Here is a 26,132-nt window from a genome sequence, read left to right as displayed (position 1 = left end):
ACGTGGGGTCAGCTGCGGTGGTTGTTCTTGGCGTTGGGGTCCTTGGCGGCCTTGTCCACCGCGGCCTGGGCCCGCTTGATCCACTCCTTCGGCTGGATGCGCTGGGCCATCAGCTCATTGGACGCGTTCTGGATCTCGGTGTCCATTTCGCTGTACCAGTCGGGGTACAGGTAGTTGAAGGTGTCCGCCCCGGCGGCCTTGACGGCGGCCACGGCGGACTGGGTGCCCGGGCGGAGCTTGACGCCCGGGTCCACGCCGTCCTTGACGACGGTGAGCGAGTTGGCCTGCTGGGCGAAGATGGTCGACCATTCGCGCGAGAGCATGGAGCGCAGGAACTCCAGGCCGGCGGCCTTGTTGGCGGCCTTCTCGGGGACGATGAAGGGCTCGTTCGCGCCCGCCCGGATGGCGGTGAAGGGGAGCTTGCTGTCGGCGAGGACCGGGACCGGCAGGAACTTCATGTCGAAGTCCGGGGGGGTCTGCTTGAGCTGCTCGTTCTCCAGCCAGGAGCCGGAGGGGATGAAGGCGGCCTTGTACTGGTTCCAGGCGGTCTGCGACTCCGTGTGGGTGAGGCCGTTGGTGCCGGGCATCAGGTAGCCCTTCTCGACCACCTCGTAGACGGCCTCGACGGCGGCCAGGGCGGCCGGGTTGCCCTCGAAGGCGTTCGGGGCGAGGTTGTCGATGGCCTTCATGGCCTCCAGACCGCCCTTCTTGGCGATCAGGTCCATGATCACGACATTGATGTAGTAGGGGTACTTCCCCTGGTGGGCCAGGCCGCCCATGCCGGCCTCCTTGGCCTTGGCACAGATCGCCAGGAACTCGTCCCAGGTCTTGGGCTCGGTCCAGCCCTTCTCCTGGAAGAGCTTGCCGGAGTACCAGAGGCCGAAGACGGTGTACACGTAGTTGAGGGAGACGAACCTGCCGCCCTGGGTGCCCTGTTCGACGGTGCCCGCGATCAGGGTGTCGCGGACCTTCTTGCCCGGATCGTCGAGCGAGGGGGCGTCGAGCACCGCGGTGAGGTCGGCGAGCTGGCCGCCCTTGGCGAGGACGTCGACCTTGATCTGCTGGGCGCCGGAGTCGTCGATGACGTCCGGCGGGTTCCCCCCGTTGAAGCGCGGCTGGAGCTTGGCGGCGATCTCCTGGGTGCCCAGGTGGGAGCTGGTGGTGCCCCACTTCTTGTCGAAGGCGGCCTCCCAGGCCTTCGCGTAGTCGTCGCCGAACCCGCCCTTGAAGACGACCACGTCGAGCTTGCCGCCCTTGGCGACTCCGAACGGGTTCTCCTTGGACACGAGCCCCTTGTCGGGCCCCTTCGTGGAGGTGTCCCCACCGCCGGAGGCACAGGCGGACAGGAAGCTCATCGTCGGCACGGCGATCAGTCCGAGCGCTGCGGAGCGCTTGATCAGATCACGGCGGCCGAAGCCCTCACCGGTGGATCCCATGCTCAAGTCCTCGCCTTCGTCAGGATTGGGGCACAGGTATAGTCCACTCCCGCTTTGCTGAGCAAGATCGTGCACAAGGATCGTTCCCGGCTTTTCCGAGTTGAGACCTGTCCGTCACCCGATTCCCCCGCCCCGAAAAGCGGAAGGGCCGCACCCCCTTTGACGGGGGTACGGCCCTATGGTGCCGACAAGCGGCGGATCACTCCGCCTGGCGCGCCCTTAGCCGCGGATGAGGTTGCGGAGGACGTACTGCATGATGCCGCCGTTGCGGTAGTAGTCGGCCTCGCCCGGCGTGTCGATGCGGACGACCGCGTCGAAGGAGACACCGGTGTCGGTGGTGACCTTCACCGTGCGCGGGGTGGTGCCGTCGTTCAGCTCCTCCACACCGGTGAAGGAGAAGGTCTCCTCGCCGGTGAGGCCCAGGGAGGCCGCGGTGGCGCCCTCGGGGAACTGGAGCGGGAGGACGCCCATGCCGATCAGGTTGGAGCGGTGGATGCGCTCGTAGGACTCGGCGATGACGGCCTTGACGCCGAGCAGCGCGGTGCCCTTGGCGGCCCAGTCGCGGGACGAGCCCGAGCCGTACTCCTTGCCGGCCAGGATGACCAGCGGGATGCCGGCGGCCTGGTAGTTCTGCGAGGCGTCGTAGATGAACGCGACCGGCGCGCCCTCGACGGTGAAGTCCCGGGTGAAGCCGCCCTCGGTGCCCGGCGCGATCTGGTTGCGCAGGCGGATGTTGGCGAAGGTACCGCGGATCATGACCTCGTGGTTGCCGCGGCGGGAACCGTACGAGTTGAAGTCGCGGCGCTCGACGCCGTGCTCCGTGAGGTACTTGCCGGCCGGGGTGTCGGCCTTGATCGCACCCGCCGGGGAGATGTGGTCGGTGGTGACCGAGTCGCCCAGCTTCGCCAGCACGCGGGCGCCGGCGATGTCGGAGACCGGGGTGGTCTCCATCGTCATGCCCTCGAAGTAGGGGGGCTTGCGCACGTAGGTGGACTCGGCGTCCCACTCGAAGGTGTTGCCGGTCGGGATCGGCAGCGCCTGCCACTGGGCGTCGCCCGCGAAGACGTCCTGGTAGGACTTCGAGAACATGTCCTCGCCGATGGCGTTGGCCACGACGTCGTTGACCTCGGCCTCGGAGGGCCAGATGTCCTTGAGGAAGACCGGGTTGCCCTCGGTGTCGGTGCCGATGGCGTCCGCCGTGATGTCCACCTTCATGGAGCCCGCGATGGCGTACGCGACGACCAGCGGCGGGGAGGCCAGGTAGTTCATCTTGACGTCGGGGTTGATGCGGCCCTCGAAGTTGCGGTTGCCCGAGAGGACCGAGGTGACCGCGAGGTCGTGCTCGTTGATCGCCTTCGAGATCTCCTCGTCCAGCGGACCGGAGTTGCCGATGCAGGTGGTGCAGCCGTACCCGACGAGGTTGAAGCCCATCTTGTCGAGGTACGGGGTCAGGCCGGCCTTGTCGAAGTAGTCGGTGACGACCTTCGAGCCCGGGGCCAGGGTGGTCTTGACCCACGGCTTGCGGGTCAGGCCCTTCTCGACCGCCTTCTTGGCCACGAGCGCCGCGGCGACCATGACGTAGGGGTTCGAGGTGTTGGTGCAGGAGGTGATCGCGGCGACGGTGACGGCGCCGTGGTCGATCTCGAAGGAAGTGCCGTCGGCCAGGGTGACCTGGGTCGGGCGGCTCGGGACGCCGTTGGTGGCGGCCGGGGCGTCGGAGGCCGGGAAGGACTCCTTGCCCGCCTCGTCGGCGTCGTCGACGTAGTTCAGGACGTCCACGGCGAACTGCTGCGCGGCGTTGGCCAGGACGATGCGGTCCTGCGGGCGCTTCGGGCCGGCGATGGACGGGACGACCGTGGAGAGGTCCAGCTCGAGCTTCTCGGAGAAGTCCGGCTCGGCCTTCGGGTCCAGCCAGAGGCCCTGCTCCTTGGCGTACGCCTCGACCAGCGCGACCTGCTGGGCGTCGCGGCCCGTCAGGCGCAGGTACTTCAGGGTCTCGTCGTCGATCGGGAAGATCGCGGCGGTGGAGCCGAACTCCGGCGACATGTTGCCGATGGTGGCGCGGTTCGCGAGGGAGGTGGCGGCGACGCCCTCACCGTAGAACTCGACGAACTTGCCGACGACGCCGTGCTTGCGCAGCATCTCGGTGATGGTGAGCACCAGGTCGGTGGCGGTGGTGCCGGTCGGCAGCTCGCCGGTCAGCTTGAAGCCGACGACGCGCGGGATCAGCATGGAGACCGGCTGGCCGAGCATCGCGGCCTCGGCCTCGATGCCGCCGACGCCCCAGCCGAGCACGCCGAGGCCGTTGACCATGGTGGTGTGCGAGTCCGTGCCGACGAGGGTGTCGGGGTAGGCCTGGCCGTTACGGACCATGACCGTGCGGGCCAGGTGCTCGATGTTGACCTGGTGGACGATGCCGGTGCCCGGGGGGACGACCTTGAAGTCGTCGAAGGCGGTCTGGCCCCAGCGCAGGAACTGGTAGCGCTCCTTGTTGCGGCCGTACTCCAGCTCCACGTTCTGGGAGAACGCGTCCTTGGTGCCGAACTTGTCGGCGATGACCGAGTGGTCGATGACCAGCTCGGCCGGGGAGAGCGGGTTGACCTTGGACGGGTCGCCGCCGAGCTCCTTGACGGCCTCGCGCATGGTGGCGAGGTCCACGACGCAGGGGACGCCGGTGAAGTCCTGCATGATCACGCGGGCCGGCGTGAACTGGATCTCCTGGCTGGGCTGCGCCTGGGAGTCCCAGCCGCCGAGCGCCCGGATGTGGTCGGCGGTGATGTTCGCGCCGTCCTCGGTGCGGAGCAGGTTCTCCAGCAGGACCTTCAGGCTGTAGGGAAGGCGCGCGGCGCCCTCGACCTTGTCCAGCCGGAAGATCTCGTACGACTCGTCGCCCACCTGCAGCGTGCTGCGGGCGTCGAAGCTGTTCGCCGACACGACAGTCTCCTTCATGCATGATTTCGCGCGTATGACCGCATCCTGCCGCCACGCCCTGTGGCCAATCCGCTAAGGTAAGGCTAAGTTAGGTAACCCTTACCCACGGGGGCGGCTGCGGTGCGCCTTCGGCAGATATCTCGATGTCGAGATAACTCTAGTACATGGCCGCGCCTCGGGTCAGCACGCCTCCGTGTCCGTCTCGGCACGTCGCACCGCCCCTCACCCGCCGTCCACTGCTGCCGCACATCTGGTCACGGCGCGCTCAACGGACGGAGGAGGTCCGGTGGAGCAGCGTCGCGGGGACGGTGAGCCCCTCCGGGGCGGCGGGGGCGCCGTCCTCCAGCAGGGCCACCAGGGCGGCCACCGCCGTCTCGGCGAGCGCCTCCGGGTGGAGGGTGACCGTGGTGACCGGAGGCAGGCAGTCCGCGTACGCCGGGTCCTCGCTCGCGCAGACCAGCAGCAGGTCGCCCGGCACCGACAGGCCGTGCCGGGCCGCGGCGGCCAGCGCCTGGCGGCCGCCGGGGTCGTACAGGGAGTAGACGGCGTCGGCCGCACCCCCGGCGAAGGCCCGGTCGAAGGCGTGGCCGGGCCCGTCGTGCGGGTCGAACCGGATCGGCAGCGGGGTCCGGCCGCGGCGCGCGCACCAGTGGCCGTACGCCTCGGTGACGGCCCGGGTGTAGTGCTCGTCGCCGAACCCGGTGTGCAGCGCGATGCGGCGCGCCCCCGCCCCGGCGAGGTGGTCGAGCACCTCGTGGGTGGTGGCGGTGTGGTCGTTGTCCACCCAGACGTCGCCCGGACGGGGGTCGGCGGGGCGCCCGTCGAAGACCAGCGGGATGCCCCGGGCCCGCAGGGCGCGCAGCACCGGGTCGTCGTAGGGGCTGTCGAGCAGCAGCATCCCGTCCACCGCGAGGTGGTGCCAGGGGGTTCCAGCGCCCCGGTCGGCGGGCAGGGTGGTCAGGGCGTAGCCGTGGGCGTGGGCCGCGGAGGTGGCGGCGGTCAGCCAGCGGGAGAAGTAGGCGACGGCCACGAAGTTCCAGGGCGCCCCGGCGAAGGTGGTGACGGCCAGGCCCAGGGTGCGGGTGCGGGGCGCGCGCGGGGCGCCGTACCCCAGGCCGGTGGCGATCTCGCGGACCCGGCGCCGGGTGCCCTCGGCGAGCCGGCCGGTGCCGTTGAGGGCGTGCGAGACCGTGGCGGTGGACACCTCCGCGGCGCGGGCGATGTCGGCGAGGGTCGGTCCGGGCGGCACGCGGGTCATCGTACGGATTCCGCGCCCGGCGGGGTACGGCGGCGACCGGCGGACCGGGGTCGGTCCGCCCGGGGGGCCGGCCGTGGCCCGCCGGGCGCCCCCGGTGCGGCGCGCCGTGCGGAATCCGTCGCGGCGGGCGGGTTCTGGTTAAGGGGTTAATCACCCAGTGTCCTGGCCACAGCCAACGGTTTGGAGTGGTCATGACGTCTTCTGTTTCCCGGCGTGGGCTCCTCGCGGCGGCCGGGGCCGCCGGAGCGGCGGGCCTGCTGGGCCCTGCGGCCGGCAGCGCCTCGGCGGCCCCGGCGCGCGGACCGGCCGCCCTGGTGGTGCACGGCGCGCGGGTGTTCACGGGTACGTCCGGCGGTGCGCCGGTGACGGCCGTGGCGGTCGGCCGCGACGGGCGGATCCTCGCCGCCGGCTCCGACGCGGAGGTGCGCAGGCTGGCCGGCCGGGACACCGAGGTGGTCGACGGGCGCGGCGCCACCCTGATGAGCGGGATCCACGACGGGCACGTCCACCCGCTGGGCGCGGGCGACCGGTCGCTGCGGCCCTCGCTGGAAGGGGCCGAGACCACGGCCGCCGAGCTGACGGAGATCCTCACGGGCTTCCTCGCCGACACCGGCGGCGCCGGGGCGGAGCCCGACACCTGGCTGGTGGTGGAGGACTGGAACCCGGTCGGGCTGCTGCCCGCCGGCACCCTCCCGCACCACGCGCTGCTGGACGCGCTGCCGACCCGGCGTCCGGTGGTCCTGGTCGGCGGCGACGGGCACAACCTCTGGGCGAGCCGGCGGGCGCTGGACATCGCGGGCATCACGGCCGCCACCCCCGACCCGGCGGGCGGCAGGATCGTCAAGGGCGCGGACGGGCAGCCGACGGGCGTGCTGAAGGACGACGCCCAGGACCTGGTGAAGCGGCACGTGCCGGAGCCCACCCGGGCCGAGCTCGTCGAGGCCTGCGCCAAGGTGCTGGCCCAGGCCGCGGCCTCCGGGGTGACGACGATGATGGACGCCCTGGTCGGACGGCACGAACTGGAGCTCTACCAGGCCCTCTCGGCGGCCGGGCGGCTCCCGCAGCGGATCGTGCCGGCGATCCGGCTGGACGTGGAGCAGACGAAGGACCCGGCGGCCTCGAAGGCCTACGCGCTGGGGCTGGAGCGGGAGTTCCGCGGTGTGGCCGGGCTGCGCTTCGGCACCGTGAAGGTGTTCCTGGACGGGGTCATCGAGTACCCGGCGCAGACGGCCGCCCTCCTGGAGCCGTACCTCGACGGCCAGGGCCGCCCCACCGCCAACCGGGGCGAGCTGTACACCTCGGCCGCCGACTACGGGCGGCTGACCGCCGCGTTCAACGCGGCCGGCTGGCAGATGCACGCGCACGGCCTGGGCGACCGGGCGGTGCGCACCGCGCTGGACGGGTACGAGGCCGCGCTGCGGACCACGGGCCGGCGCGACCTCCGCAACACGATCGCCCACCTCCAGCTGGTGGACCCGGCCGACCTGCGGCGGTTCGCCCAGCTCGGGGTGGCGGCCTGCATGCAGCTCCAGTGGGCCACCGCCGACACCTGGACGATGGAGGCGCTGCTCCCGTACATCGGTCCGGAGCGCCACCGCCGGATGTACCCGGCGCGCAGCCTGGAGCGGGCCGGGGCCCGGCTGACGGGCGGTTCGGACTGGCCGGTGGACGCGCTCCAGGTGTGGAACCAGCTCCGTACCGCCATCGACCGCCAGGGGGCGTACGGCGCGGGCGCGCTCCACCCGGAGCTGGAGGCGCTGGGCCGGACCTCCGTCCTGCGGATGCACACCCTGGGCACGGCCTGGCAGCTGCGCCAGGACGGGCTGACCGGGACCGTGGAGCGGGGCAAGGCGGCGGACCTGGTGCTGCTGGACCGGGATGTGACGCGCTGCCCGGTCGCCGACATCAGCGGGACGCAGGTGCGGATGACCCTGGTCGGCGGGCGCGTGGTGCACGACGCCGGGTCGGCGGCGGGCCGCGCCGCCGCGGCGGGCCTGGCCCGCGGGGCGGCGGCCCCGCGCCCCGCCTCGTACGCGGCGGTCCACGGCGGCCGCCACCGCGCCTGCGGCTGCACGGGCCACTGAGGGAGGGGCGGGTGGGGCCCCGGCCCCGCCCGCCCTCCCCCTCCCCCTCGTCCTGGGCCACGACCTGACGTCCGGTAAGCCCCTTCTCGCCCGCAACACCCTTATGTCACCCATTCGTACCACCCGATGCGATCACCATCTCATATCTGAGATAACGTGCACCCATGGCAGACGACTACCTCGTACGCATCGGCAAGCTCATCCGTGACGCCCGGCAGCACCGGGGCTGGACCCAGACCCAGCTCGCCGAAGCGCTCGGCACCAGCCAGAGCGCGGTGAACCGCATCGAGCGCGGCAACCAGAACATCAGCCTTGAGATGATCGCCCGAATCGGTGAAGCGCTCGACAGCGAAATCGTCTCCCTGGGCTACGCCGGACCGATGCACCTGCGCGTGGTCGGCGGCCGCCGCCTGTCCGGTGCGATCGACGTCAAGACGAGCAAGAACGCGTGCGTCGCCCTGCTGTGCGCCTCGCTGCTCAACAAGGGTCGCACGGTGCTGCGCCGGGTGGCGCGCATCGAGGAGGTCTACCGGCTCCTGGAGGTCCTCAACTCCATCGGCGTCCGCACCCGCTGGATCAACGACGGCGTGGACCTGGAGCTGATCCCCCCGGCCGTCCTCGACATGGACGCCATCGATGCGGAGGCGGCCGTCCGCACCCGCAGCATCATCATGTTCCTGGGCCCGCTGCTCCACCGGATGGACCACTTCCGCCTGCCCTACGCCGGCGGTTGCGACCTCGGCACCCGCACCATCGAGCCGCACATGATCGCCCTGCGCCGCTTCGGCCTGGACATCACCGCGACCGAGGGCATCTACCACGCCAAGGTCGAGCCCGGCGTCTCCCCCGGCCGCCCGATCGTCCTGACCGAGCGCGGGGACACAGTCACCGAGAACGCCCTGCTGGCCGCGGCCCGCCACGACGGCGTCACCGTCATCCGCAACGCCTCCTCCAACTACATGGTCCAGGACCTGTGCTTCTTCCTGGAGGCGCTGGGCGTGAAGGTCGAGGGCATCGGCACCACCACCCTCACCGTGCACGGCATCCCGAACATCGACGCGGACGTCGACTACTCCCCCTCCGAGGACCCGGTCGAGGCGATGAGCCTCCTGGCCGCCGCCGTCGTCACCGAGTCCGAACTCACCATCCGCCGGGTGCCGATCGAGTTCATGGAGATCGAGCTGGCGGTCCTGGAGGAGATGGGCCTGGACCACGACCGCTCCGCGGAGTACGTCGCCGACAACGGCCGCACCCGCCTGGTCGACCTCACGGTCCGCCCCTCCAAGCTCGAAGCCCCGATCGACAAGATCCACCCGATGCCCTTCCCCGGGCTGAACATCGACAACGTCCCGTTCTTCGCGGCCATCGCGGCGACGGCCCAGGGCCAGACCCTGATCCACGACTGGGTGTACGACAACCGCGCCATCTACCTGACGGACCTCAACCGCCTGGGCGGCCGCCTCCAGCTCCTGGACCCGCACCGCGTCCTGGTCGAGGGCCCCACCCGCTGGCGCGCGGCCGAGATGATGTGCCCGCCGGCCCTGCGCCCGGCGGTGGTCGTCCTCCTGGCGATGATGGCGGCGGAGGGCACCTCGGTGCTGCGCAACGTCTACGTCATCAACCGCGGCTACGAGGAGCTCGCCGAGCGCCTCAACTCGGTCGGCGCCCAGATCGAGATCTTCCGGGACATCTAGGACCGCAGCGTCCGCCCGCCCGCCGGACCGGGGGCGTTATTCGGCCGGTTGGCGCGCGGACGCTCGCCCGGGCGGGCGCGCGGACGGCAGAATCCCCCTCGTCGGTACGGAGTCGAGGGGGCGGCCATGGCAGTGGGGACGAGTGCGCAGACGGGTGCGGGGACGGAGGTCCCCGGCCTGGAGGGGGTGCCGCTGCTCGGGTCGCTCCTCGACCTGAAGGCCGACTCCCTGGGCACCTACCTGCGGGCACAGCGGCGCCACGGCGACGTCGTACGGATCGACGTGGGCCCGCCCGGACTGCGCATGGAGATGTACTGCGTCTTCTCCGCCGAGGGCGCGCAGCAGGTCCTGGCCTCCGAGTCGGCCAACTTCCGCAAGGACAACCCCTTCTACCAGGAGATCCGGGACACCTTCGGCAACGGCCTGCTGACCGCCCAGGACGAGGACTACCTGCGCCAGCGCCGGCTCGTGCAGCCGCTGTTCACCCGCAAGCGGGTGGACGGCTACGCCGGGGCGGTCGCGGCCGAGACCGCGGCCACCCTCGCGGCCTGGACGGATGCGCGGGACGGGATCGTCGACGTCTCGGACGAGATGATGCACCTGGCGCTGCGCGCGGTGTCCCGGATCCTCTTCGGCTCCGACGTGGACGCCACCGTCGACGTCGTCCACCGGTGCTTCCCCGTCATCACCGACTACGTCCTGGCCCGCGGCTACTCCCCCGTCAACGTCCCGCGCGGCTGGCCGACCCCGGGCAACCGGCGGGCCGCCGCAGCCATGGACGAGCTGTACGGGGTCTGCGACCGGATCATCGCCGAGCGGCGCCGGTCCGCGGACGCGGGCGGGGCGCCGGCCGAGGACCTGCTGACCCTGCTGGCCGGGGCGCAGAGCTCGGGCGACGCGGCCTTCGACGCCGCCGAGCTGCGCGACCAGGTGCTGATCTTCCTGCTGGCCGGCCACGAGACGACCGCCACCTCGCTGGCCTTCGCCCTGCACCTGCTCGGCCGCCACCCCGAGGAGCAGGCCCTGGCGCGGGAGGAGGTCCTGCGCGTCCTGGGCGACCGTACGCCGCAGGCCGCCGACCTCGACCGGCTGCCGTACCTCACCCGGGTGCTCAAGGAGGCGATGCGGCTGTACCCGGCCGCGCCGGTGATCGGGCGGGAGGCGGTGGCGGCCACCGAGATCGACGGGTACGCCGTGCCGGCGGGCGCCACGGTGATCCTGGCCCCCTGGGTGACGCACCGCCACCCCCGCTACTGGAGCGACCCGGACCGCTTCGACCCCGACCGCTTCACTCCGGAGGCCGAGGCCGAACGCCCGCGCTACGCCTGGTTCCCCTTCGGCGGCGGGCCGCGCGCCTGCATCGGCCAGCACTTCTCGATGCTGGAGTCGGTGATCGCGCTGGCGATGATCCTGCGGGCCTACGAGTTCGAGGCGGTGGACACGGAAGTCCCCCTCGGCGCCGGGATCACCCTGCAGACCAAGGGGCCCGTGCGCTGCCGGGTGCGCCGCACCGGGCGGTAGCGGACCGGCCGCGGTCCGCGGTGGCCGGCGTGGTCAGCGGCGGATTGCCGGGGCGGCGGCGGGCCGCGCGGTCAGCGGTAGTCCTCGGGGTGGTCCTGCATCCAGGTGGCGACCCCGTCCCGGGCGCCGAACACCGCGGGCTGGTGCCGCTTCAGGTTCTCGAAGCCGTGGTCGGCGCCCAGCTCCCGGTCGAGGCCGGCGATCAGGGCGATCGGCTCGGGGAAGTGGCCGGGGCCCTTGGGGTCCGCCTTCATCGCGCGGTCCACGCGGTGGAGTTCGTCGTGGACCCTGCCGAGGAGGTACGCGCAGTTCGCCGGGGTGCAGGAGTCCTCCAGGGTGGCCTGGAGCCCGGCGAAGGCGTCCCGGACCCGCTCCGGCTGCGGGGACGGCGGCTGGGGACCGGCGTCGGAGGCGGAGGCGGCGAGGGCGGCCGCGGCGGGCCCGGGCCCTGACGTCCGGCCGCTGTCGCAGGAGACGGTGAGCGCCGCCAGGGTGACGGTCAGGGCCGTCACGGCGGCGCCGCGCAGGATGGGTCGGAGCATCGGTTTCCCCCCGGTGATCGATGACCAGCCGACCCTACCCGGGGGATTCCCCCGGAACGCCCGCCGGGGTGTGGTTGCCCTTGAACCGCTCCAGGTCGGAGGCCCGGACCCGGATCACGAACACCGCGATCAGCGCCCCGACGAGGGTGAAGGCCGCCGCCGCCTCGAAGGCCGCGCTCACGCCCGAGGTGAGCACCAGGTCGGACCAGGGCTTGGGGAACTGGTGCGTGCGCAGGAAGAAGGCCTTCTGCTCGGGGGTGGAGGCGCGCACGAAGGGCAGCGCCTGGTCCTTCGCCTCGTTGCGGCTGGCGGTGCCGAAGACGGTGACGAGGATCGACAGGCCGAGCGAGCCGCCGACCTGCTGCATGGAGTTGAGGAGTCCGGACGCCGCGCCCGACTCGCGCTCGGGCACGTTGGACAGGGCCGTCAGGGTCAGCGAGACGAACTGCATGCCCATGCCGGCGGCGAACACGAGGATCGGGCCGAGGATGTTGCCCGGGTAGGTGGAGTGGACGTCGATCCGCGTCAGCCACGACAGTCCGGCCGCGCAGCAGAGCGCGCCGGTGACCATGAACGGTTTGGGCCCGAACCGGGGCAGCAGCCGGGAGGTGGCGGTGGCCGTCAGGGCCACCATGACGCTGACGGGCAGGAAGGCGAGGCCGGCGCGCAGCGGGCTGAAGCCGAGGACGTCCTGCACGAACAGGGTCAGGAAGAAGAACATGCCGAAGATCGCGCAGGCGAGGAAGAGCATGATCCCGTAGGTTCCGGCCCGGTTGCGGTCCGCGAACATGTGCAGCGGGGTGATCGGCTGCGGCGAGCGCCGCTCGTTGAGGACGAACAGGGTCAGCAGGACCACGGCCGCGCCGAAGGAGCCGAGGGTGCCGGGGTTGCTCCAGCCGTCCTGGGAGGCGCGGATGAACCCGTAGACCAGCGCGACCATGCCGCCGGTTCCCAGCAGCGCGCCCGCCAGGTCGAAGTGCCCGGGATGGCGTTCGGACTCGTGCAGGACCCTGCGCGCCATCACGGCGATGACCAGCGCGATGGGCACGTTGACGAAGAGCACCCAGCGCCAGTTGAGCCACTCGACGAGCAGGCCGCCCATCAGGAGCCCGATGGCACCGCCGCCCGCGGAGACGGCGGCGAACACCCCGAAGGCCCGGTTGCGGGCGGGCCCTTCGCGGAAGGTGGTGGTGATCAGCGCCAGGGCGGTCGGGGAGGCGATGGCGCCGCCGACGCCCTGGAGGGCCCGGGCGGCCATCAGCTGTCCGGAGTTCTGGGCGAGTCCGCCGAGCAGGGAGGCCAGGCCGAACAGCAGGACGCCGGAGACGAAGACGCGCTTCCTGCCGAGGATGTCGCCGGTGCGGCCGCCGAGCAGGAGGAGTCCGCCGAAGGTGAGGGTGTAGGCGTTGACGACCCAGGAGAGGCTCTCGGTGGAGAAATGCAGTGCCGTCTGGATGTGCGGAAGCGCTATGTTCACGATGGTGATGTCGAGGACGACCATCAACTGGCAGGAGGCGAGGACGAACAGGGCCAGCCCGTTGCCGTTGCCGGTGCCCTTCCCTCGGACCGTGCCGTCGGTCCCGGTGCTGTGCGGCGATGCGTTCGGGTCCACCAGTCGACGCTACGCCCGCCCCCCAAGGGTCACCACTCGAATGGGTTAGCCCATGTGATATTTCACATGGCAGACTGAGATCATGGACGATTTCCTCAGGCGGTCCGCCGCGACGGCCCGGTTCACCCACGGCTCGCCCCGCGCCTTCTCCTTCGGCGACGCCGGGCGCCTCCTCTGGTTCCTGCGCTCGACGGGCCCCGCCGACGCGGTCGAAAGCCTCTGGGTCCTCGACACCGCCACCGGCGAGGAGACCCTGCTCGCCGACCCCCGCGTCCTCGCCCCCGAACCCGGCGGACTCCCCGCGATCGAGCGCCGGCTGCGCGAGCGCACCCGTCTCGTGGCCGCCGGGATCGGCACCTACGCCCTCTCCGGCGACGGCCGCCGCGCCGTCTTCCCCCTCTACGGGCGGCTCTACGAGGTCGCCTGCGACGGCGCACCCGCACCGGTCCCCACCGCCGGACCCGTCTTCGACCCGCGCCCCGCCGCCGACGGCTCGCGCACGGCCTACGTGGCGGACGACGCCCTCCACACCGCGCCCGGGGGCCGGATCAGCCCCGACGACGGGGCCCGCTGGGGCGTCGCCGAGTTCGCCGCCGCCGAGGAGCTCGACCGCACCCGGGGCCACTGGTGGTCCCCCGACGGGCTCTCCCTGCTCGCCGCCCGGGTGGACGAGAGCGCCCTCCAGCGGCGCCACTTCACCGACCCCGCGCACCCCGAGCTCCCGGCCGAGGACTTCGCCTACCCGGAGGCGGGCGGTCCCAACGCCGACGTCCAGCTGTGGGTCCTGCGCTCCGACGGCGGCCGGGTTCGGCTCGACTGGGACGCCGCCGCCTTCCCCTACGTCTCCGACGCGGGCTGGGAGTCCGAGGACGAGATCCTGCTGACCGTCCAGGACCGGCTCCAGCAGTGCGTCCTGCTGCTCACCGCCGACCCCGCCACCGGCCGCACCCGCGAGCTCTCGCGCACCACGCACCCCCTGTGGGTGGACCCCCTGCCCGGCACCCCGGCCCGCCTGCCCGACGGGCGCGTCCTCACCTCCGCGGACGTCGGCGAGGCGGCCGCGCGCGGCCTCGCCGTCGACGGCAAGCCGCTCACCGGCGAGGACGTCCAGGTCCGCGCCGTGGTCGGGATCCACCGGGACCGGCTGCTCGTCGAGGCCGCCCTGCGCGACCCCTCCGAGCAGCAGGTGCTCCTCCTGGACCCGGCGACCGGCGCGCTCACCCCGCTCGCCGACGGGCCCGGCGTGCACACCGTGAGCGCCTGCGCGACCGGGGCGCTGCTGCTGACCTCCGCCGACGCCGACGGCGTCCGGCGCACCCTGTACACCGCCGACGGCCGCGAGCTCAGCCCCCGCGACCTGTCGGCGCCCCTGCCCTTCCGGGTGGTCCCGGCCCTGGAGCGGGTCACCGAACGCGCGATCCCCACCGCCCTCGTCCTGCCCCGCGGCCACGTCCCCGGCCGGCGCCTGCCCGTCCTGATGGACAGCTACGGCGGCCCCGGCGCCCAGGACGTCTGCGCCGAGCCCCGCCGCTGGCAGCACCGCCAGTGGTGGGCCGACCAGGGCTTCGCCGTCGTCACGGTCGACAACCGCGGCACCGCGAACGTCTCCCCCGCCCACACCCACGCCATGTACCGGGGCTTCTCCGAGGTCACCCTCGACGACCAGGTCGCGGCCCTGCGGGCACTCGGCGCCCGCCACGGCGACCTCGACCTCGACCGGGTGGGCGTCCGCGGCTGGTCCTACGGCGGGTACCTGGCCGCGATGGCGGTGCTGCGCCGCCCGGACGTCTTCCACGCGGCGGCCGCCGGGGCCGCGCCGACCGACTTCCGGCACTACGACACGGCGTACACCGAGCGCTACCTGGGCCTGCCCCAGGACCACCCCGAGGTGTACGAGCGGGACTCCCTGATCCCTGACGCGCCCCGGCTGGCCCGGCCGCTGCTGCTGGTCACCGGTCTGGCCGACGACAACGTCCACCCGTCGCACACCCTGCGGCTGTCGCAGGCGCTGACCGACGCGGGCCGCCCGCACCAGCTGCTGGCGCTGCCCGGCGTCACGCACATGACCCCGGGCGGGGCCCGGGAGAAGATCATGGCGCTGGAGCTGGAGTTCTTCCGCCGCGAACTGGCGTAGTCCCCCGGACCACCGGCAGGGCCCCGCGGACGCCTTCGCCCGCGGGGCCCTGCCTTCTTCCCGTGATGCCCGTCGCCACCCGGGCCCTTCCGCCTACACCACGTGGCAGGCCACCTCGCGCGAGGCGACGACCCGCAGCAGCGGCCGCTCGGTGCGGCAGATCTCCTGCGCCCGGGGGCAGCGCGGGTGGAAGGTGCAGCCCGGGGGCGGGGCGGCCGGGCTCGGCGGGTCGCCGAGCAGCACGATCCGCTCGCGCCGCCGCTCCGCCGCCGGGTCGGGCAGCGGGACGGCGGACAGCAGCGCCCGGGTGTACGGGTGCTGCGGGTTCTCGTACAGGGACCTCTTGTCCCCGATCTCCACGATCCGGCCGAGGTACATCACCGCGACCCGGTCGCTGACCCGCTTGACCACCGAGAGGTCGTGCGCGATGAACACGTAGGCCAGGCCCAGTTCGGCGCGCAGCCGCTCCATCAGGTTGACGATCTGCGCCTGGACGGAGACGTCGAGCGCCGAGACCGGCTCGTCGGCGATCACCAGCCGGGGGCTGGTGGCCAGCGCGCGGGCGATGCCGATGCGCTGGGCCTGGCCGCCGGAGAACTCGTGCGGGTAGCGGTCGATGTGCTCGGGGATCAGTCCGGTCAGCTCCATCAGCTCCGCGGCCCGGCGCCGGGCGTCGGCCGCGCTCCAGCCCTGCACCAGCAGCGGGTCGGAGATGATCCGGGCCACGGTCTGGCGGGGGTTGAGGGAGGAGTGCGGGTCCTGGAAGACCATCTGGATGTTCCTGCGCAGGGGCCGCAGGGCGCTCTGGGAGAGCCGGCCGATGTCCCGGCCGTCGAACACGACGCTGCCCGAGGTGGGTTCCAGCAGCCGCACCAGCATCCGGCCGGTGGTGGACTTCCCGCAGCCGGACTCGCCGACCAGGCCGAGGGTCTGCCCGGCCTCCAGGTCGAACGAGACCCCGTCCACGGCCCGGACGGGCGCCGAGCGGCGCCCGGTCAGGGTGCGCTTTCCGGGGAAGGCCATCGTCAGGTCGCGGACGCTCAGCAGCGGCCCGGACGAAGACCCCTCGCGCGCGGCGGCGGGGTGGGGGCGGGTGGCCGGGGCGGTCATCGGGGCACCTCCGGGGCAGGGGCGGCGGCGGGGAGCGCGCCGGCGAAGTGGCAGGCCGCCAGCCGGTCCGGGGAGCCGTACGGGCGCAGTTCGGGCCGTTCGTCCGTGCAGCGTCCCGCGTCCCCCGCGGGGGGCGCGGCGGCCACGGCGCAGCGCGGGGCGAAGGCGCAGCCCGGCGCCGGGTGGAGCAGGGAGGGCGGCGAGCCGGGGATGGACGGCAGCGGGACGTCGTCCGCGCTGTCGAGGCGGGGCAGCGAGTCGAGCAGGCCCCGGGTGTAGGGGTGGGCGGGGCCGTGGAACAGCTCCTCGGCCGGGGCCTGTTCGGCGGCGCGGCCGCCGTACATGACCAGCACCTCGTGGGCGACGCGGGCCACCACCCCCAGGTCGTGGGTGATCATCACGACGCCGAGGCCGCGCTCCTGCTGGAGGCGGGCGATCAGCTCCAGGATCTGCGCCTGGACGGTGACGTCGAGGGCGGTGGTGGGCTCGTCCGCGATGAGGAGGTCGGGTTCGCAGGCCAGGGCCATGGCGATCATCGCGCGCTGGCGCATGCCGCCGGAGAACTGGTGCGGGTACTCCCCCGCCCGGCGGGCCGGTTCGGGGATGCCGACCTCGCCGAGCATGTCGACCGCGCGTGCGCGCGCGGCGGCCCGACCGGCCCGGAAGTGCACCCGGAAGTGCTCGGCGATCTGCTCGCCGACGGTGTAGTAGGGGTGCAGGCTGGACAGCGGGTCCTGGAAGATCATGGCGATCTTCCGGCCGCGGACCGTGGCGAGCTGCTTCTCGGGGAGCCCGGTGAGCTCCCGTCCGGCGAGCCTGACGGAGCCCGTCACCTCGGCGCCGGCCCGGTGCAGGCCCATGACGGCGAGGGAGGTGACGGACTTGCCGGAGCCCGACTCGCCGACGATGCCGAGGGTGCGTCCGGCCTCGACGGTGAAGCCGAGGGAGTCCACGGCCCGTACGGTGCCGCGCGGGGTGCTGAACGTGACGCTGAGGTCGCGCACTTCGAGGAGGGGTGCGGCGGGGGCGGTCATCAGTACCTCACCCTCGGGTCGATGACGGCGTACAGGAGGTCGACGACGAGGTTCGCGACGACGATGAAGAAGGCGGCGAGCAGGGTGACCCCGAGGACCACGGGCTGGTCGGAGCTGGCGAGCGCCCCGTAAAACAGCCGGCCGATGCCGGGGAGCCCGAAGATGGACTCGGTGATCACGGCTCCGGCGAGCAGGCCGCCGAGGTCCATGCCGAAGAGGGTCAGGATCGGGGTCATCCCGGAGCGCAGGCCGTGCTTGACGACGACGGTCCGCTCGGGCATGCCCTTGGCGCGGGCGGTGCGGATGTACGGCTCGGCCATCGCCTCGATCATCGAGCCGCGGCTCTGGCGGGCGTACATCGCGGCGTAGAGCAGGGCGAGCGCGGTCCAGGGCAGCAGCAGGTTGCCGGCCCAGCCGAGCGGGTCGGCGGTGAGCTCGTGGTAGCTGGGGTAGGGCAGCAGCCCGGCGATGCGGATCACCCCGTAGATGAGCATGACGGAGGTGAAGTAGACCGGCAGGGAGGCGGCGGCGACCGCGCCGACCATCAGGGCCTTGTCGGTGGCGGTGTCCTTGCGCAGGGCCGCGGTGACGCCGGCGCCCAGGCCGAGCAGCAGCCAGAGCAGGGCGGCGCCGAAGGCCAGGGAGGCGGAGACCGGGAGGCGGTCCATGAGCAGGTCCCAGACGGGCAGCGAGTTCTCGTACGAGTAGCCCAGGCAGGGGAAGTCGCACTGGACGGCGTACTGGCCGGTGCCGAGGGTGCGGCCGGTGAAGATGCCGGTGAGGAAGTGGGCGAACTGCTCCCAGACCGGCCGGTCGAGGCCGAGGTACTCCCGTACGTCGGCCAGCCGTTCGGGGCTGCAGGTCTTGCCGCAGGCCGCGGCGGCGGGGTCGGTGGGCAGGACGTAGAAGATGAGGAAGGTGACGGCGGCGATGGCGACGAGCACGCCCGCCAGGGCGAGGAGCCGGCGCAGGAGGTAGAGGATCAACTGCGGCCGCCCCTCGGGTCGAGGATGTCGCGCAGGGCGTCGCCGAGGAGGGTGAAGGCGAGGACGGCGAGGAAGAGGAAGACGCTCGGGATGACGAAGTACATCGGGTCGGTCTCGTAGAAGGCGACGGACTCGGCGATCATCTGGCCCCAGGACGGGGTGGGCGGGCGCACGCCGACGCCGAGGTAGCTGAGGGCGGCCTCGGTGCTGATCATGCCGGGGATCAGCAGGGTGGTGTAGGCGATGACGGGGCCCGAGACGCCGGGGAGGATGTCGCGGGTCAGGATCCGCCAGGGGCCGGATCCGCCGACGCGGGCGGCGTCGACGTACTCGCGGTGTTTGAGGGAGAGGGTCTGGCCGCGCACCACGCGGGCGACGCCGGGCCAGCCGAAGAGCCCGATGACCGCGGTCATCAGCACGATCCGGTTGACGTCCTTGGCCACCGACAGCATCGCGATCATGAAGATGAGGGAGGGGAAGGACATGGTGAGGTCCATGAGCCGGGACAGGACGGCGTCGGTGCGGCCGCCGAAGTAGCCCGCCGCGATGCCGGCGGCGGTTCCGGTGAGGACGACGATGGCGGTGGCGGCGAAGGCGATGAGCAGGGAGACCTGGGCGCCGTGGACGACGCGGGCGAACAGGTCGCGGCCGGTGACGGGTTCGACGCCGAGCCAGTGCTCGGGGCTGATCCCGCCGAAGGAGCCGAGCGGCTGGCCGGCGAGGTAGGGGTCGACGGCGGACTTGTCGAACTCCTCGGGGGACCAGCCGCCGAGGGCGCCCAGCCAGGGGGCGGTCACGGCCGTCAGGACGAAGAGGAGGACGACGCAGAGGCTGACGCGGACGGCGGGGCGGCGGCGCAGTTCCCGCCGGGCGAGCTGCCAGGGGCTGCTGCCCGGGGGGACGGCCGCGGCGGGCGTCCCGGCCGGGGCCGCCTCGGGGGCGGCGCCGGGTGCGGTGGTGGTCATGGCGGCTTCGGGTCCCGGTCCCGGCCCCCTCAGCCCTGGCTCTTCGACGGGTCCTTGAGGCCGATGCTGCCGTAGTCGACGGTGCCGGTCCACACGGGGTGGCCGTAGGCGCCGGCGATGTTGGGTCCGACGAGGAGCGGCTTGCGCTCCAGCAGGACCGGGATGGACGGGGACTTCTTCATGACCTCGGCGTCGAGGTCGATCCAGGCCTGGTTGGCCTGCTTGGCGTCGGCCATGGCGTTGATCTCGTCGATCCGCTTCATGGTGGCGTCGTCGCGGAACTGGGAGTAGTTGCCCTGGTTGCCCTTGTCCTTGATGGTGCGCCCGTCGAAGACGAACGGCATCCAGGTGGAGCCGGAGGGGTAGTCGGGGCACCAGCCGGTGTAGGTCATGTCGGGGGTGGTGGAGAGGTCGCCGATGACGTCGTAGTACGCGCCGGGGTCGACGGTGTCGATGACGACGTCGATGCCGGCCCGGGACAGGCCCTGCTGGAGCGCCTCCGCCTTGGCCTTGTCGCCGGTGGAGACGGCGAGGGAGACCTTGAGGTGCTCCTTGCCGGCGGCCTTGAGGAGCTCCTTGGCCTTGGCGGGGTCGCCGGAGGCGGGGATCTTCAGGGTGTCGGCCTGCTTGCCGCCGGTGAGGGCGGGGGGCAGGTAGGCGGTGGCGACCTCGTTGAGGGCGGGGCCGCCGGCCGCGGTGACGACGGCGTCCTTGTCGACGGCGTACTGCAGGGCCTCGCGGACCTTGGGGTCGTCGAAGGGGGCGCGGGAGTTGTTCAGGTGGAGCATGGTCGTACAGCCCTGGGACTCGGCGAGCAGGCGGGCCTTGACGTCCGGCTTGGGCAGGACCTTCGGGGCGCTCTCGGGGCGCATGTTGAAGTACTCGACGGCGGAGGCGTCCGCGCCCTCGCCGGCGATCAGGCGGTCGTCGATCTGGCCGCCCTTGAGGCCCATGACGACGACGAACCGGTCCGGGTAGGCCTTGCGGACGGAGTCGGTCCTCGGGTCCCAGTGCTCGTTGCGGACCAGGACCAGCTTCTTGTCGCGCTCGTAGCTCTCGATCTTGTACGGGCCGGAGGAGAAGGGGCGGGAGTCGTACTGGGTGCCCTTCTCCTGGGACTGCGGGACCGGGGCGAAGGTGGGGAGGGTGGCGGTCTGGGAGAACTCGGCGACGGGGCGCTTGAGTTCGAAGACGATCGTGCGGTCGTCGGGGGTCTTGACCGAGTCGAGGTGCTGGCCCTGGAGGGGGCCCTTGTAGCCCTCGGTGCCGGCCAGGTACTGGGCGGCGTAGTCGGGGCCGCCGGTGAGGTCCGGGGCGAAGGAGCGCTCCACGTTGTACTTGACGTCCTGGGCCTTGACCGGGCTGCCGTCCTCGTACTTCAGGCCCTCCTTGAGGGTGAAGGTCCAGGTGCGGCCGCCGTTGGAGGGGGTGCCGAGGTCGGTGGCGAGGTCGGGGACGAGCTCGCTGCCGCCCTTGCCGGGCTCGGCCTTGAAGGTGACGAGCGTGCGGTAGAGCAGGCGGGTGCCGAAGTCCATGGCCGGCATGACCCAGTTGCGGGCGGGGTCGAGGTGGGAGAAGTCCTGGTTGGACAGGACGGTGAGGGTGCCGCCCTTGACGGGGGTGCCGCCGAGGGTCTTGCCGTCGTTGGCCGCGGCCGGGTTGGCGCCGCCCTTCCCCTCGGAGCCCTTCTTGGGGTCGGAGCAGCCCGAGGCGCCGAGTGCGAGCGACGCCACCAGGGCGGTGGCGAGGGCGAGTTGGGTGCGCTTGGTCATGGTCACTCCAGGGAAGGGCCGCGCTTTAGGATGTGACCGGTAACATAGTAATGTGAAATTGTACTGACAACCCCTTGTCGCCGACGTTATCCAGCCGTGTCCAAATCGGCTTCACGGCAGGGGAGTTGGGAGAAGAAAGGGCGCGCCGGACGCCGGACGCGAAAAGCCGCCGGGCTGGTGCCCGGCGGCTTCCGTGCGCGAGGAGCGGCCCCTACAGGCCAGAGCCCAGGCCCCCCTGGGGGCGGCCCACCGGTTCGTCGCGGCCCTGGGCCCACAGGGAGCGGACGTGGCCGAGGTGGCGGTGCATGCACTCCTCGGCCGCCTCCGCGTCCCCGGTCAGCATCAGGTCCAGCAGTTCGAGGTGCTCCTCGGCGGAGGAGACCAGCTTGCCGGCCTCGTCCAGGCCCGTCAGCCCGTACAGCCGGGAGCGCTTGCGCAGGTCGCCGACGGTCTCGACCAGGCGCTCGTTGCCGGCGAGGGCGAGGAGGCTGAGGTGGAAGCGGCGGTCGGCCTCCAGGTACCCGATGAGGTTGTGCTCGCGTGCGCTGCTGACGATCTCCTCGGCGATCGGGCGCAGCTCCTCCAGCTGCTCGCGCGTGGCCGTGCGGGTGATCCGCCCGATGGTCGGGACCTCGATCATCGTGCGCAGCTCGGTGTACTGGTCGAGGTCGCGCTCGCTGACCTCGGTGATCCGGAAGCCCTTGTTGCGGACCGGCTCGACCAGGCCCTCGCGGGCCAGGTCCAGCATCGCCTCGCGCACGGGCGTGGCCGACACGCCGAGTTCGGCGGCGAGGCCCGGAGCCGAGTAGACGCTGCCGGGGCGCAGCTCGCCCGCTATCAGCGCGGCCCGGAGGGCATGACCGACCTGGTCGCGCAGCCGTTCCTGGGCCTTGATGAGACTGTGCTGCTTCAGGTCACCCATTGCTCTTCCTCCGAGACCCCGCACACCACCGACGTGCGGAGGAACAGCGTACAATGTCACGTTTCGCTGTTCGCTCCGGTCGCGTGGTAGATCGCCACCGCGACGGCAAGATCTTCCCAGGCCATGCCCACGCTCTTGAAGAGCCGCGGGGCGTCCGCCCGCCCCCCGGGGAGGTCGCGTCCGGCGACCAGGTCCGCCAGCGTGCCGTGGATGTGTCCGGGGCCGATCGCCCCCTCGGCCTCGGGGACCAGCAGGTCCCCCGCCTCGCGCAGCGCCGCCGCGCGCGACTCCACGTACACCGCCGCGCGTCGCACGAGGGCGGTGTCCGTCTCCCGGGCGTCCGGCTCGTGGGAGCCGACGGCGACGACCACCGCCCCCGGGGCCACCAGCCCCCCGTCGAAGAGCGGCTCGCGGGCGGTGGTGCAGCACAGCACCAGGTCGGCCCCCGCCACGTCCTGCGGCGTGCCCGTGCGGGCCGGGACGCCCAGGGCCCGGGCGTGCGCCGCCAGTTCGCCGGCCCGGCCGGGGTCGCGGGCCACGACCACCGCCTCGGCGAGCTCCCGCAGCTCCAGGACCGCGTCGAGGTGCCCGTACGCCTGCGGGCCCGCGCCGAAGAGCACCAGCCGCAGCGGGCGCCCGGGGGCGGTGAGGTACCGCAGGGCGAGGGCGGAGACCGCCGGGGTGCGCAGGGCGGTCAGGGCGGCGCCGTCCAGGACGGCCAGCGGGCGCAGGGTGGGGCCGTCGAGGAGGAGGTAGCTGCCGGTGATCCGGGGCAGTCCGCGGGCCGGGTTGCCGGGGGCCACCCCGGCGATCTTCACCCCGGCGTACGCGCCCGACGCGGCCGGCATGAGCAGGAGTTCGCCGCCGGGGGTGGCCACGCCCGTGCGCTGCGGGCAGGCCTCGGGGTCGAGGCCCGCCCGCAGGGCGCCGGCCAGGGCGTCGGCCGCCCGCGCGGTGGTGAGCAGGCCCGCCGTCTCGTCCGCGCCCAGCAGGACGGGGCCCGGCGCGGGGGCGGCCGTCACAGCAGGAAGCCCGTGCCGAGGGCGTCGGACGGGTCGACGGTGAAGAGGTGCTCGCCCGTGCGGTAGGCGGTGCCGGTGACCTCGGTGACCCCGCCGTCGAGGATCCGGCCGGTGAACACCGTGCCCGTCACCGACTCGTGCAGCAGGTCCTCCCCCGCGCCCAGCCGGCCGTCCTGCGCCAGCAGCGCGAGCCGGGCGGAGGTGCCCGAACCGCAGGGCGAGCGGTCGATCTGCCCGTCGGCGAACACGGTGACGTTGCGCTGGTGCGGGCCGAACGGGGTCTCGGGCAGCTCTTCGTGGAGGATCACCCCGTAGACGCCGGAGAGCAGCGGGCCGTCCGGGTGCCAGGTCGCCGGGTGGGTGGCGAGGGCGGCGCGGATCTCCCGCCCGACGCCGACCAGGGCGGGCAGCGCGGCGCGGGTCACCTCCAGGCCGAGGTCGCGCGCGGAGACGGAGGCGTAGCAGGCCCCGGCGTGCGCGATGTCCACCTCGGCGAGGCCCAGGGTGGTGGCCACCGGAACCTTGCGGGCGCCCACCACGGCCGGGACGTTGCGGAAGGTGACCCCGGTGGTGCGGCCCCCGGCCCGGTGGACGGTGGCGGTGACCCGGCCCGAGGGCACGTCGATCCGCACCTGGGCGTCCCCGTCGTCGGGGGCCGGGACCCGGCCGGAGTCCACGGCCCAGGCGCCGAGGGCCATGGTGCCGTGGCCGCAGGCGGTGGAGTAGCCGTCCTTGTGCCAGAACAGCACCCCGAGGTGGGCCCCGTCGTCGTCCGGCGGCACCACGAACCCCCCGTACATGCCGGCGTGTCCGCGCGGCTCCTGGACCAGGAGCCGCCGTACGTCGTCCAGCGGGCCGCGCCGCGGCGCCGTCCCGGACCCGCCCGGGCCGATGGCGGTGGCGCAGCGCTCGGCGACGGTGTCGCCGGGGACGGGGGGCGTCCCGTCGCGGGCGGTGTCGACGATCCGGAAGGGCTCGCCGGCGGTGTGGTAGTCCACGGTGCGGACGGAGGTCGGGGCGGTCACAGCAGGAACCCTCCGGGGAAGGGGTCGGACGGGTCGAGGAAGTACTGGGCGGTCCCCGTGATCCAGGCCCGGCCGGTGACCGTGGGGACGACGGCGGGGCGGCCGCCGACGGTGGTCTCCCCGATCAGGCGGCCGGTGAACTCGGTGCCGATGAAGGACTCGTTGACGAAGTCGGTGTCGAGGGGCAGCAGGCCCCGCGCGTGCAGCTGGGCCATGCGCGCGCTGGTCCCCGTGCCGCAGGGCGAGCGGTCGAACCAGCCGGGGTGGATGGCCATGGCGTGCCGGGAGCGGCGGGCGTCGGAGCCGGGGGCGGCGAGGTAGACGTGCTTGACGCCGGAGATGGAGGGGTTCTCGGGGTGGACGGGCCGGTCCGGTGAGGCGTTGACCGCGTCCATGACCGCGAGCCCGGCGGCGATCAGGTCGTCCTTGCGGGACCGGTCGAAGGGCAGTCCCAGGGCGTCGAGTTCGACGAAGGCGTAGAAGTTCCCGCCGTAGGCGAGGTCGTAGGTGACGGTGCCGAAGCCGGGGACCTCGGCCTTCAGGTCGAGGCCCACGCAGAAGGAGGGGACGTTGGTGAGGGTGACGGCGGTGGCCGCGCCGTCCTCGACCCGTACGTCCACGCCCACCAGACCGGCGGGGGTGTCGAGCCGCACGGTGGTGACCGGTTCGGTCACCGGGACCATGCCGGTCTCGACCAGGACCGTGGCCACCCCGATGGTGCCGTGCCCGCACATGGGCAGCAGGCCCGACACCTCGATGTACAACACGCCGAAGTCGGCGTCGGGCCGGGTGGGCGGCTGGAGGACGGCACCGCTCATCGCCGCGTGGCCGCGCGGCTCGTACATGAGCAGCGTGCGGACGTGGTCCATGTGCTCGATGAAGTGGAGCCGCTTGTCGGCCATGGTGGCGCCGGGGATCACCCCGACTCCCCCGGTGATCACCCGGGTCGGCATGCCCTCGGTGTGGGAGTCCACCGCGTGGTAGACGTGGCGTGTGCGCATCGGTTCGCCCCTCCGGCCGTTCGCTGGTTCGTGCTGGGTGGCTGGGTAGCCGGGTGGCTAGTTGAGGCCCTCGGCGAGGGCCTTCTCGGTCGCGGCGCGCACGGCGGCCTCGGTCTCCCCGGTGAGCGGGAAGCGCGGGGGGCGGGTGGCGCCGCCGGGGCGGCCGGCCAGGTCCATGGAGAGCTTGATGGCCTGGACGAACTCCGTCTTGGAGTCCCAGCGCAGCAGGGAGTGCAGGGACTTGTAGAGCGGCAGGGCGGTGGCGGTGTCGCCGGCGACGGCGGCCCGGTAGAGGGCGGCGCAGGACCGGGGCAGGGCGTTGGGGTAGCCGGCGATCCAGCCGACGGCGCCGGCCAGGGCCAGTTCGAGGAGGACGTCGTCGGCGCCGATGAGCAGGTCGAGGCCCGGGGCGAGCTCGGCGATCTCGTAGGCGCGGCGGACGTCCCCGCTGAACTCCTTGACGGCGACGATGCTGCCGTCGGCGTGCAGGCGCGCGAGGAGGGCGGGGGTCAGGTCCACCTTGGTGTCGTACGGGTTGTTGTAGGCGACCACCGGCAGGCCGGAGCCGGCGACCTCGGCGTAGTGGGCGCGGACGGTCTCCTCGTCGGCACGGAAGGCGTTGGGGGGCAGGAGCAGGACCGAGCCCGCTCCGGCCTCGGCGGCCTGGTCGGCCCAGCGGCGGGCCTCGGCGCTGCCGTACGCCGCGACGCCCGGCATGACGCGGGCGCCGTCGCCGGCGGCCTCGACGGCGGTGCGCACCACGCGGGCCCGCTCCTCGTCGGTGAGGGTCTGGTACTCGCCGAGGGAGCCGTTGGGCACGACGCCGTCGCAGCCGTTGGCGATCAGCCAGGCCACGTGCTCGGCGTAGGCGTCGTAGTCGACGGAGAGGTCCTCGCGCAGGGGCAGGGCGGTGGCGACCATGATGCCGTGCCAGGGGCGGGTGCGGGTGTCGGGGCCGTGGTCGGCGGAGGGCGCGGGGGTGGGCGCGTCGGTCATGGAAGGACTCCCTAGTGTGGTGTGTGACATTTTACTAGTGGGTGTGGATCGGCCACAAGGGGCCGGAGGGCGCCGGTCGGGGCGCGG

At 72.9% G+C, this 26,132-nt stretch carries 19 protein-coding genes; 4 read left to right on the top strand and 15 right to left on the bottom strand.

Annotation, left to right across the window (positions count from 1 at the left end; all coding sequences use genetic code 11):
* Positions 1–8: 8 nt before the first annotated feature.
* From ngcE to ACIRBY_RS24380, 3 genes are all read right to left on the bottom strand, one after another.
* On the bottom strand, positions 9–1,436 hold the full coding sequence (ngcE, locus tag ACIRBY_RS24390) for an N-acetylglucosamine/diacetylchitobiose ABC transporter substrate-binding protein (protein ID WP_403903838.1): 1,428 nt from the start codon (positions 1,434–1,436) through the stop codon (positions 9–11).
* Positions 1,437–1,655: 219 nt separating this feature from the next.
* Positions 1,656–4,370, bottom strand: coding sequence for an aconitate hydratase AcnA (acnA, locus tag ACIRBY_RS24385; protein ID WP_403903836.1), 2,715 nt, complete (start codon positions 4,368–4,370; stop codon positions 1,656–1,658).
* A gap of 262 nt (positions 4,371–4,632) precedes the next feature.
* Complete coding sequence (locus tag ACIRBY_RS24380; protein WP_403903834.1) at positions 4,633–5,625, bottom strand: LacI family DNA-binding transcriptional regulator; 993 nt, start codon at positions 5,623–5,625, stop codon at positions 4,633–4,635.
* 191 nt (positions 5,626–5,816) lie between these two features.
* Here ACIRBY_RS24380 and ACIRBY_RS24375 point away from each other — a divergent pair, with 191 nt between their 5' ends.
* The 3 genes from ACIRBY_RS24375 (at position 5,817) to ACIRBY_RS24365 (ending at position 10,924) form a co-directional block, all read left to right on the top strand.
* Positions 5,817–7,709 carry an amidohydrolase gene (locus ACIRBY_RS24375; protein WP_403903831.1) on the top strand — a complete coding sequence of 631 codons (1,893 nt, stop codon included), beginning with the start codon at positions 5,817–5,819 and terminating at the stop codon, positions 7,707–7,709.
* Between the two features lie 164 nt (positions 7,710–7,873).
* Positions 7,874–9,403 carry a helix-turn-helix domain-containing protein gene (locus ACIRBY_RS24370; protein WP_403903828.1) on the top strand — a complete coding sequence of 510 codons (1,530 nt, stop codon included), beginning with the start codon at positions 7,874–7,876 and terminating at the stop codon, positions 9,401–9,403.
* Between the two features lie 126 nt (positions 9,404–9,529).
* Entirely contained in the window at positions 9,530–10,924 is a 1,395-nt protein-coding gene (locus ACIRBY_RS24365; protein WP_403903825.1) for a cytochrome P450, read from the top strand.
* Positions 10,925–10,995: 71 nt separating this feature from the next.
* Here the strand turns inward: ACIRBY_RS24365 and ACIRBY_RS24360 are convergent, their stop codons facing one another.
* Together ACIRBY_RS24360 and ACIRBY_RS24355 are read right to left on the bottom strand one after the other, a co-directional pair.
* A complete protein-coding gene (locus tag ACIRBY_RS24360; RefSeq protein WP_403903823.1) occupies positions 10,996–11,466 on the bottom strand; it encodes a hypothetical protein in 471 nt (156 codons plus the stop codon).
* 34 nt (positions 11,467–11,500) lie between these two features.
* Complete coding sequence (locus tag ACIRBY_RS24355; protein ID WP_403903820.1) at positions 11,501–13,078, bottom strand: MFS transporter; 1,578 nt, start codon at positions 13,076–13,078, stop codon at positions 11,501–11,503.
* An 82-nt stretch (positions 13,079–13,160) separates the two neighbouring features.
* On the opposite strand from ACIRBY_RS24355, the gene ACIRBY_RS24350 reads away from it, so the two are divergent.
* Positions 13,161–15,212, top strand: coding sequence for a prolyl oligopeptidase family serine peptidase (locus tag ACIRBY_RS24350; RefSeq protein WP_403903817.1), 2,052 nt, complete (start codon positions 13,161–13,163; stop codon positions 15,210–15,212).
* 93 nt (positions 15,213–15,305) lie between these two features.
* Here ACIRBY_RS24350 and ACIRBY_RS24345 read toward each other — a convergent pair whose 3' ends face one another.
* The 10 genes from ACIRBY_RS24345 to ACIRBY_RS24300 form a co-directional block, all read right to left on the bottom strand.
* Positions 15,306–16,322 carry an ABC transporter ATP-binding protein gene (locus ACIRBY_RS24345; protein ID WP_403903815.1) on the bottom strand — a complete coding sequence of 339 codons (1,017 nt, stop codon included), beginning with the start codon at positions 16,320–16,322 and terminating at the stop codon, positions 15,306–15,308.
* The gene (locus ACIRBY_RS24340; protein ID WP_403903812.1) at positions 16,319–17,356 is read right to left on the bottom strand and encodes an ABC transporter ATP-binding protein; all 1,038 of its coding nucleotides are present in this window, start codon (positions 17,354–17,356) and stop codon (positions 16,319–16,321) included. The genes ACIRBY_RS24345 and ACIRBY_RS24340 overlap by 4 nt, the downstream gene beginning before the upstream one ends.
* Positions 17,356–18,342 (bottom strand): ABC transporter permease, encoded by a 987-nt coding sequence (locus ACIRBY_RS24335; RefSeq protein ID WP_403903809.1) that lies wholly within the window; start codon positions 18,340–18,342, stop codon positions 17,356–17,358. The genes ACIRBY_RS24340 and ACIRBY_RS24335 overlap by 1 nt, the downstream gene beginning before the upstream one ends.
* Complete coding sequence (locus ACIRBY_RS24330; protein WP_403903807.1) at positions 18,339–19,307, bottom strand: ABC transporter permease; 969 nt, start codon at positions 19,305–19,307, stop codon at positions 18,339–18,341. Before ACIRBY_RS24330 ends, ACIRBY_RS24335 begins: the two co-directional genes overlap by 4 nt.
* Positions 19,308–19,336: 29 nt before the next feature.
* Complete coding sequence (locus ACIRBY_RS24325) at positions 19,337–21,079, bottom strand: ABC transporter substrate-binding protein (protein WP_403903804.1); 1,743 nt, start codon at positions 21,077–21,079, stop codon at positions 19,337–19,339.
* 211 nt (positions 21,080–21,290) lie between these two features.
* On the bottom strand, positions 21,291–22,001 hold the full coding sequence (locus tag ACIRBY_RS24320; protein ID WP_403903801.1) for a GntR family transcriptional regulator: 711 nt from the start codon (positions 21,999–22,001) through the stop codon (positions 21,291–21,293).
* Between the two features lie 56 nt (positions 22,002–22,057).
* Entirely contained in the window at positions 22,058–23,023 is a 966-nt protein-coding gene (locus tag ACIRBY_RS24315; protein ID WP_403903799.1) for an ornithine cyclodeaminase family protein, read from the bottom strand.
* Positions 23,020–24,048: a proline racemase family protein gene (locus ACIRBY_RS24310; RefSeq protein ID WP_403903797.1), complete on the bottom strand. Its 1,029-nt coding sequence runs from the start codon at positions 24,046–24,048 to the stop codon at positions 23,020–23,022. Before ACIRBY_RS24310 ends, ACIRBY_RS24315 begins: the two co-directional genes overlap by 4 nt.
* Positions 24,045–25,049 carry a proline racemase family protein gene (locus tag ACIRBY_RS24305; protein ID WP_403903795.1) on the bottom strand — a complete coding sequence of 335 codons (1,005 nt, stop codon included), beginning with the start codon at positions 25,047–25,049 and terminating at the stop codon, positions 24,045–24,047. Before ACIRBY_RS24305 ends, ACIRBY_RS24310 begins: the two co-directional genes overlap by 4 nt.
* Before the next feature lie 57 nt (positions 25,050–25,106).
* The gene (locus tag ACIRBY_RS24300) at positions 25,107–26,045 is read right to left on the bottom strand and encodes a dihydrodipicolinate synthase family protein (RefSeq protein WP_403903793.1); all 939 of its coding nucleotides are present in this window, start codon (positions 26,043–26,045) and stop codon (positions 25,107–25,109) included.
* Between the last annotated feature and the right edge of the window lie 87 nt (positions 26,046–26,132).

The organism is Streptomyces sp. NPDC096136 (genome assembly GCF_044763325.1).
Lineage (GTDB): Bacteria > Actinomycetota > Actinomycetes > Streptomycetales > Streptomycetaceae > Streptomyces.
The sequence above is the reverse complement of the archived record's forward strand: the minus strand, read 5'-3'. Positions and strand labels throughout refer to the sequence as shown.

Coding starts and splice junctions, on each gene's coding strand:
- ngcE (WP_403903838.1), bottom strand. CDS start 1,436: ATGGGATCCACCGGTGAGGGCTTCGGCCGCCGTGATCTGATCAAGCGC.
- ACIRBY_RS24300 (WP_403903793.1), bottom strand. CDS start 26,045: ATGACCGACGCGCCCACCCCCGCGCCCTCCGCCGACCACGGCCCCGAC.
- ACIRBY_RS24345 (WP_403903815.1), bottom strand. CDS start 16,322: ATGACCGCCCCGGCCACCCGCCCCCACCCCGCCGCCGCGCGCGAGGGG.
- ACIRBY_RS24370 (WP_403903828.1), top strand. CDS start 7,874: ATGGCAGACGACTACCTCGTACGCATCGGCAAGCTCATCCGTGACGCC.
- ACIRBY_RS24340 (WP_403903812.1), bottom strand. CDS start 17,356: ATGACCGCCCCCGCCGCACCCCTCCTCGAAGTGCGCGACCTCAGCGTC.
- ACIRBY_RS24330 (WP_403903807.1), bottom strand. CDS start 19,307: ATGACCACCACCGCACCCGGCGCCGCCCCCGAGGCGGCCCCGGCCGGG.
- ACIRBY_RS24365 (WP_403903825.1), top strand. CDS start 9,530: ATGGCAGTGGGGACGAGTGCGCAGACGGGTGCGGGGACGGAGGTCCCC.
- ACIRBY_RS24320 (WP_403903801.1), bottom strand. CDS start 22,001: ATGGGTGACCTGAAGCAGCACAGTCTCATCAAGGCCCAGGAACGGCTG.
- ACIRBY_RS24305 (WP_403903795.1), bottom strand. CDS start 25,049: ATGCGCACACGCCACGTCTACCACGCGGTGGACTCCCACACCGAGGGC.
- ACIRBY_RS24360 (WP_403903823.1), bottom strand. CDS start 11,466: ATGCTCCGACCCATCCTGCGCGGCGCCGCCGTGACGGCCCTGACCGTC.
- ACIRBY_RS24325 (WP_403903804.1), bottom strand. CDS start 21,079: ATGACCAAGCGCACCCAACTCGCCCTCGCCACCGCCCTGGTGGCGTCG.
- ACIRBY_RS24350 (WP_403903817.1), top strand. CDS start 13,161: ATGGACGATTTCCTCAGGCGGTCCGCCGCGACGGCCCGGTTCACCCAC.
- ACIRBY_RS24380 (WP_403903834.1), bottom strand. CDS start 5,625: ATGACCCGCGTGCCGCCCGGACCGACCCTCGCCGACATCGCCCGCGCC.
- ACIRBY_RS24375 (WP_403903831.1), top strand. CDS start 5,817: ATGACGTCTTCTGTTTCCCGGCGTGGGCTCCTCGCGGCGGCCGGGGCC.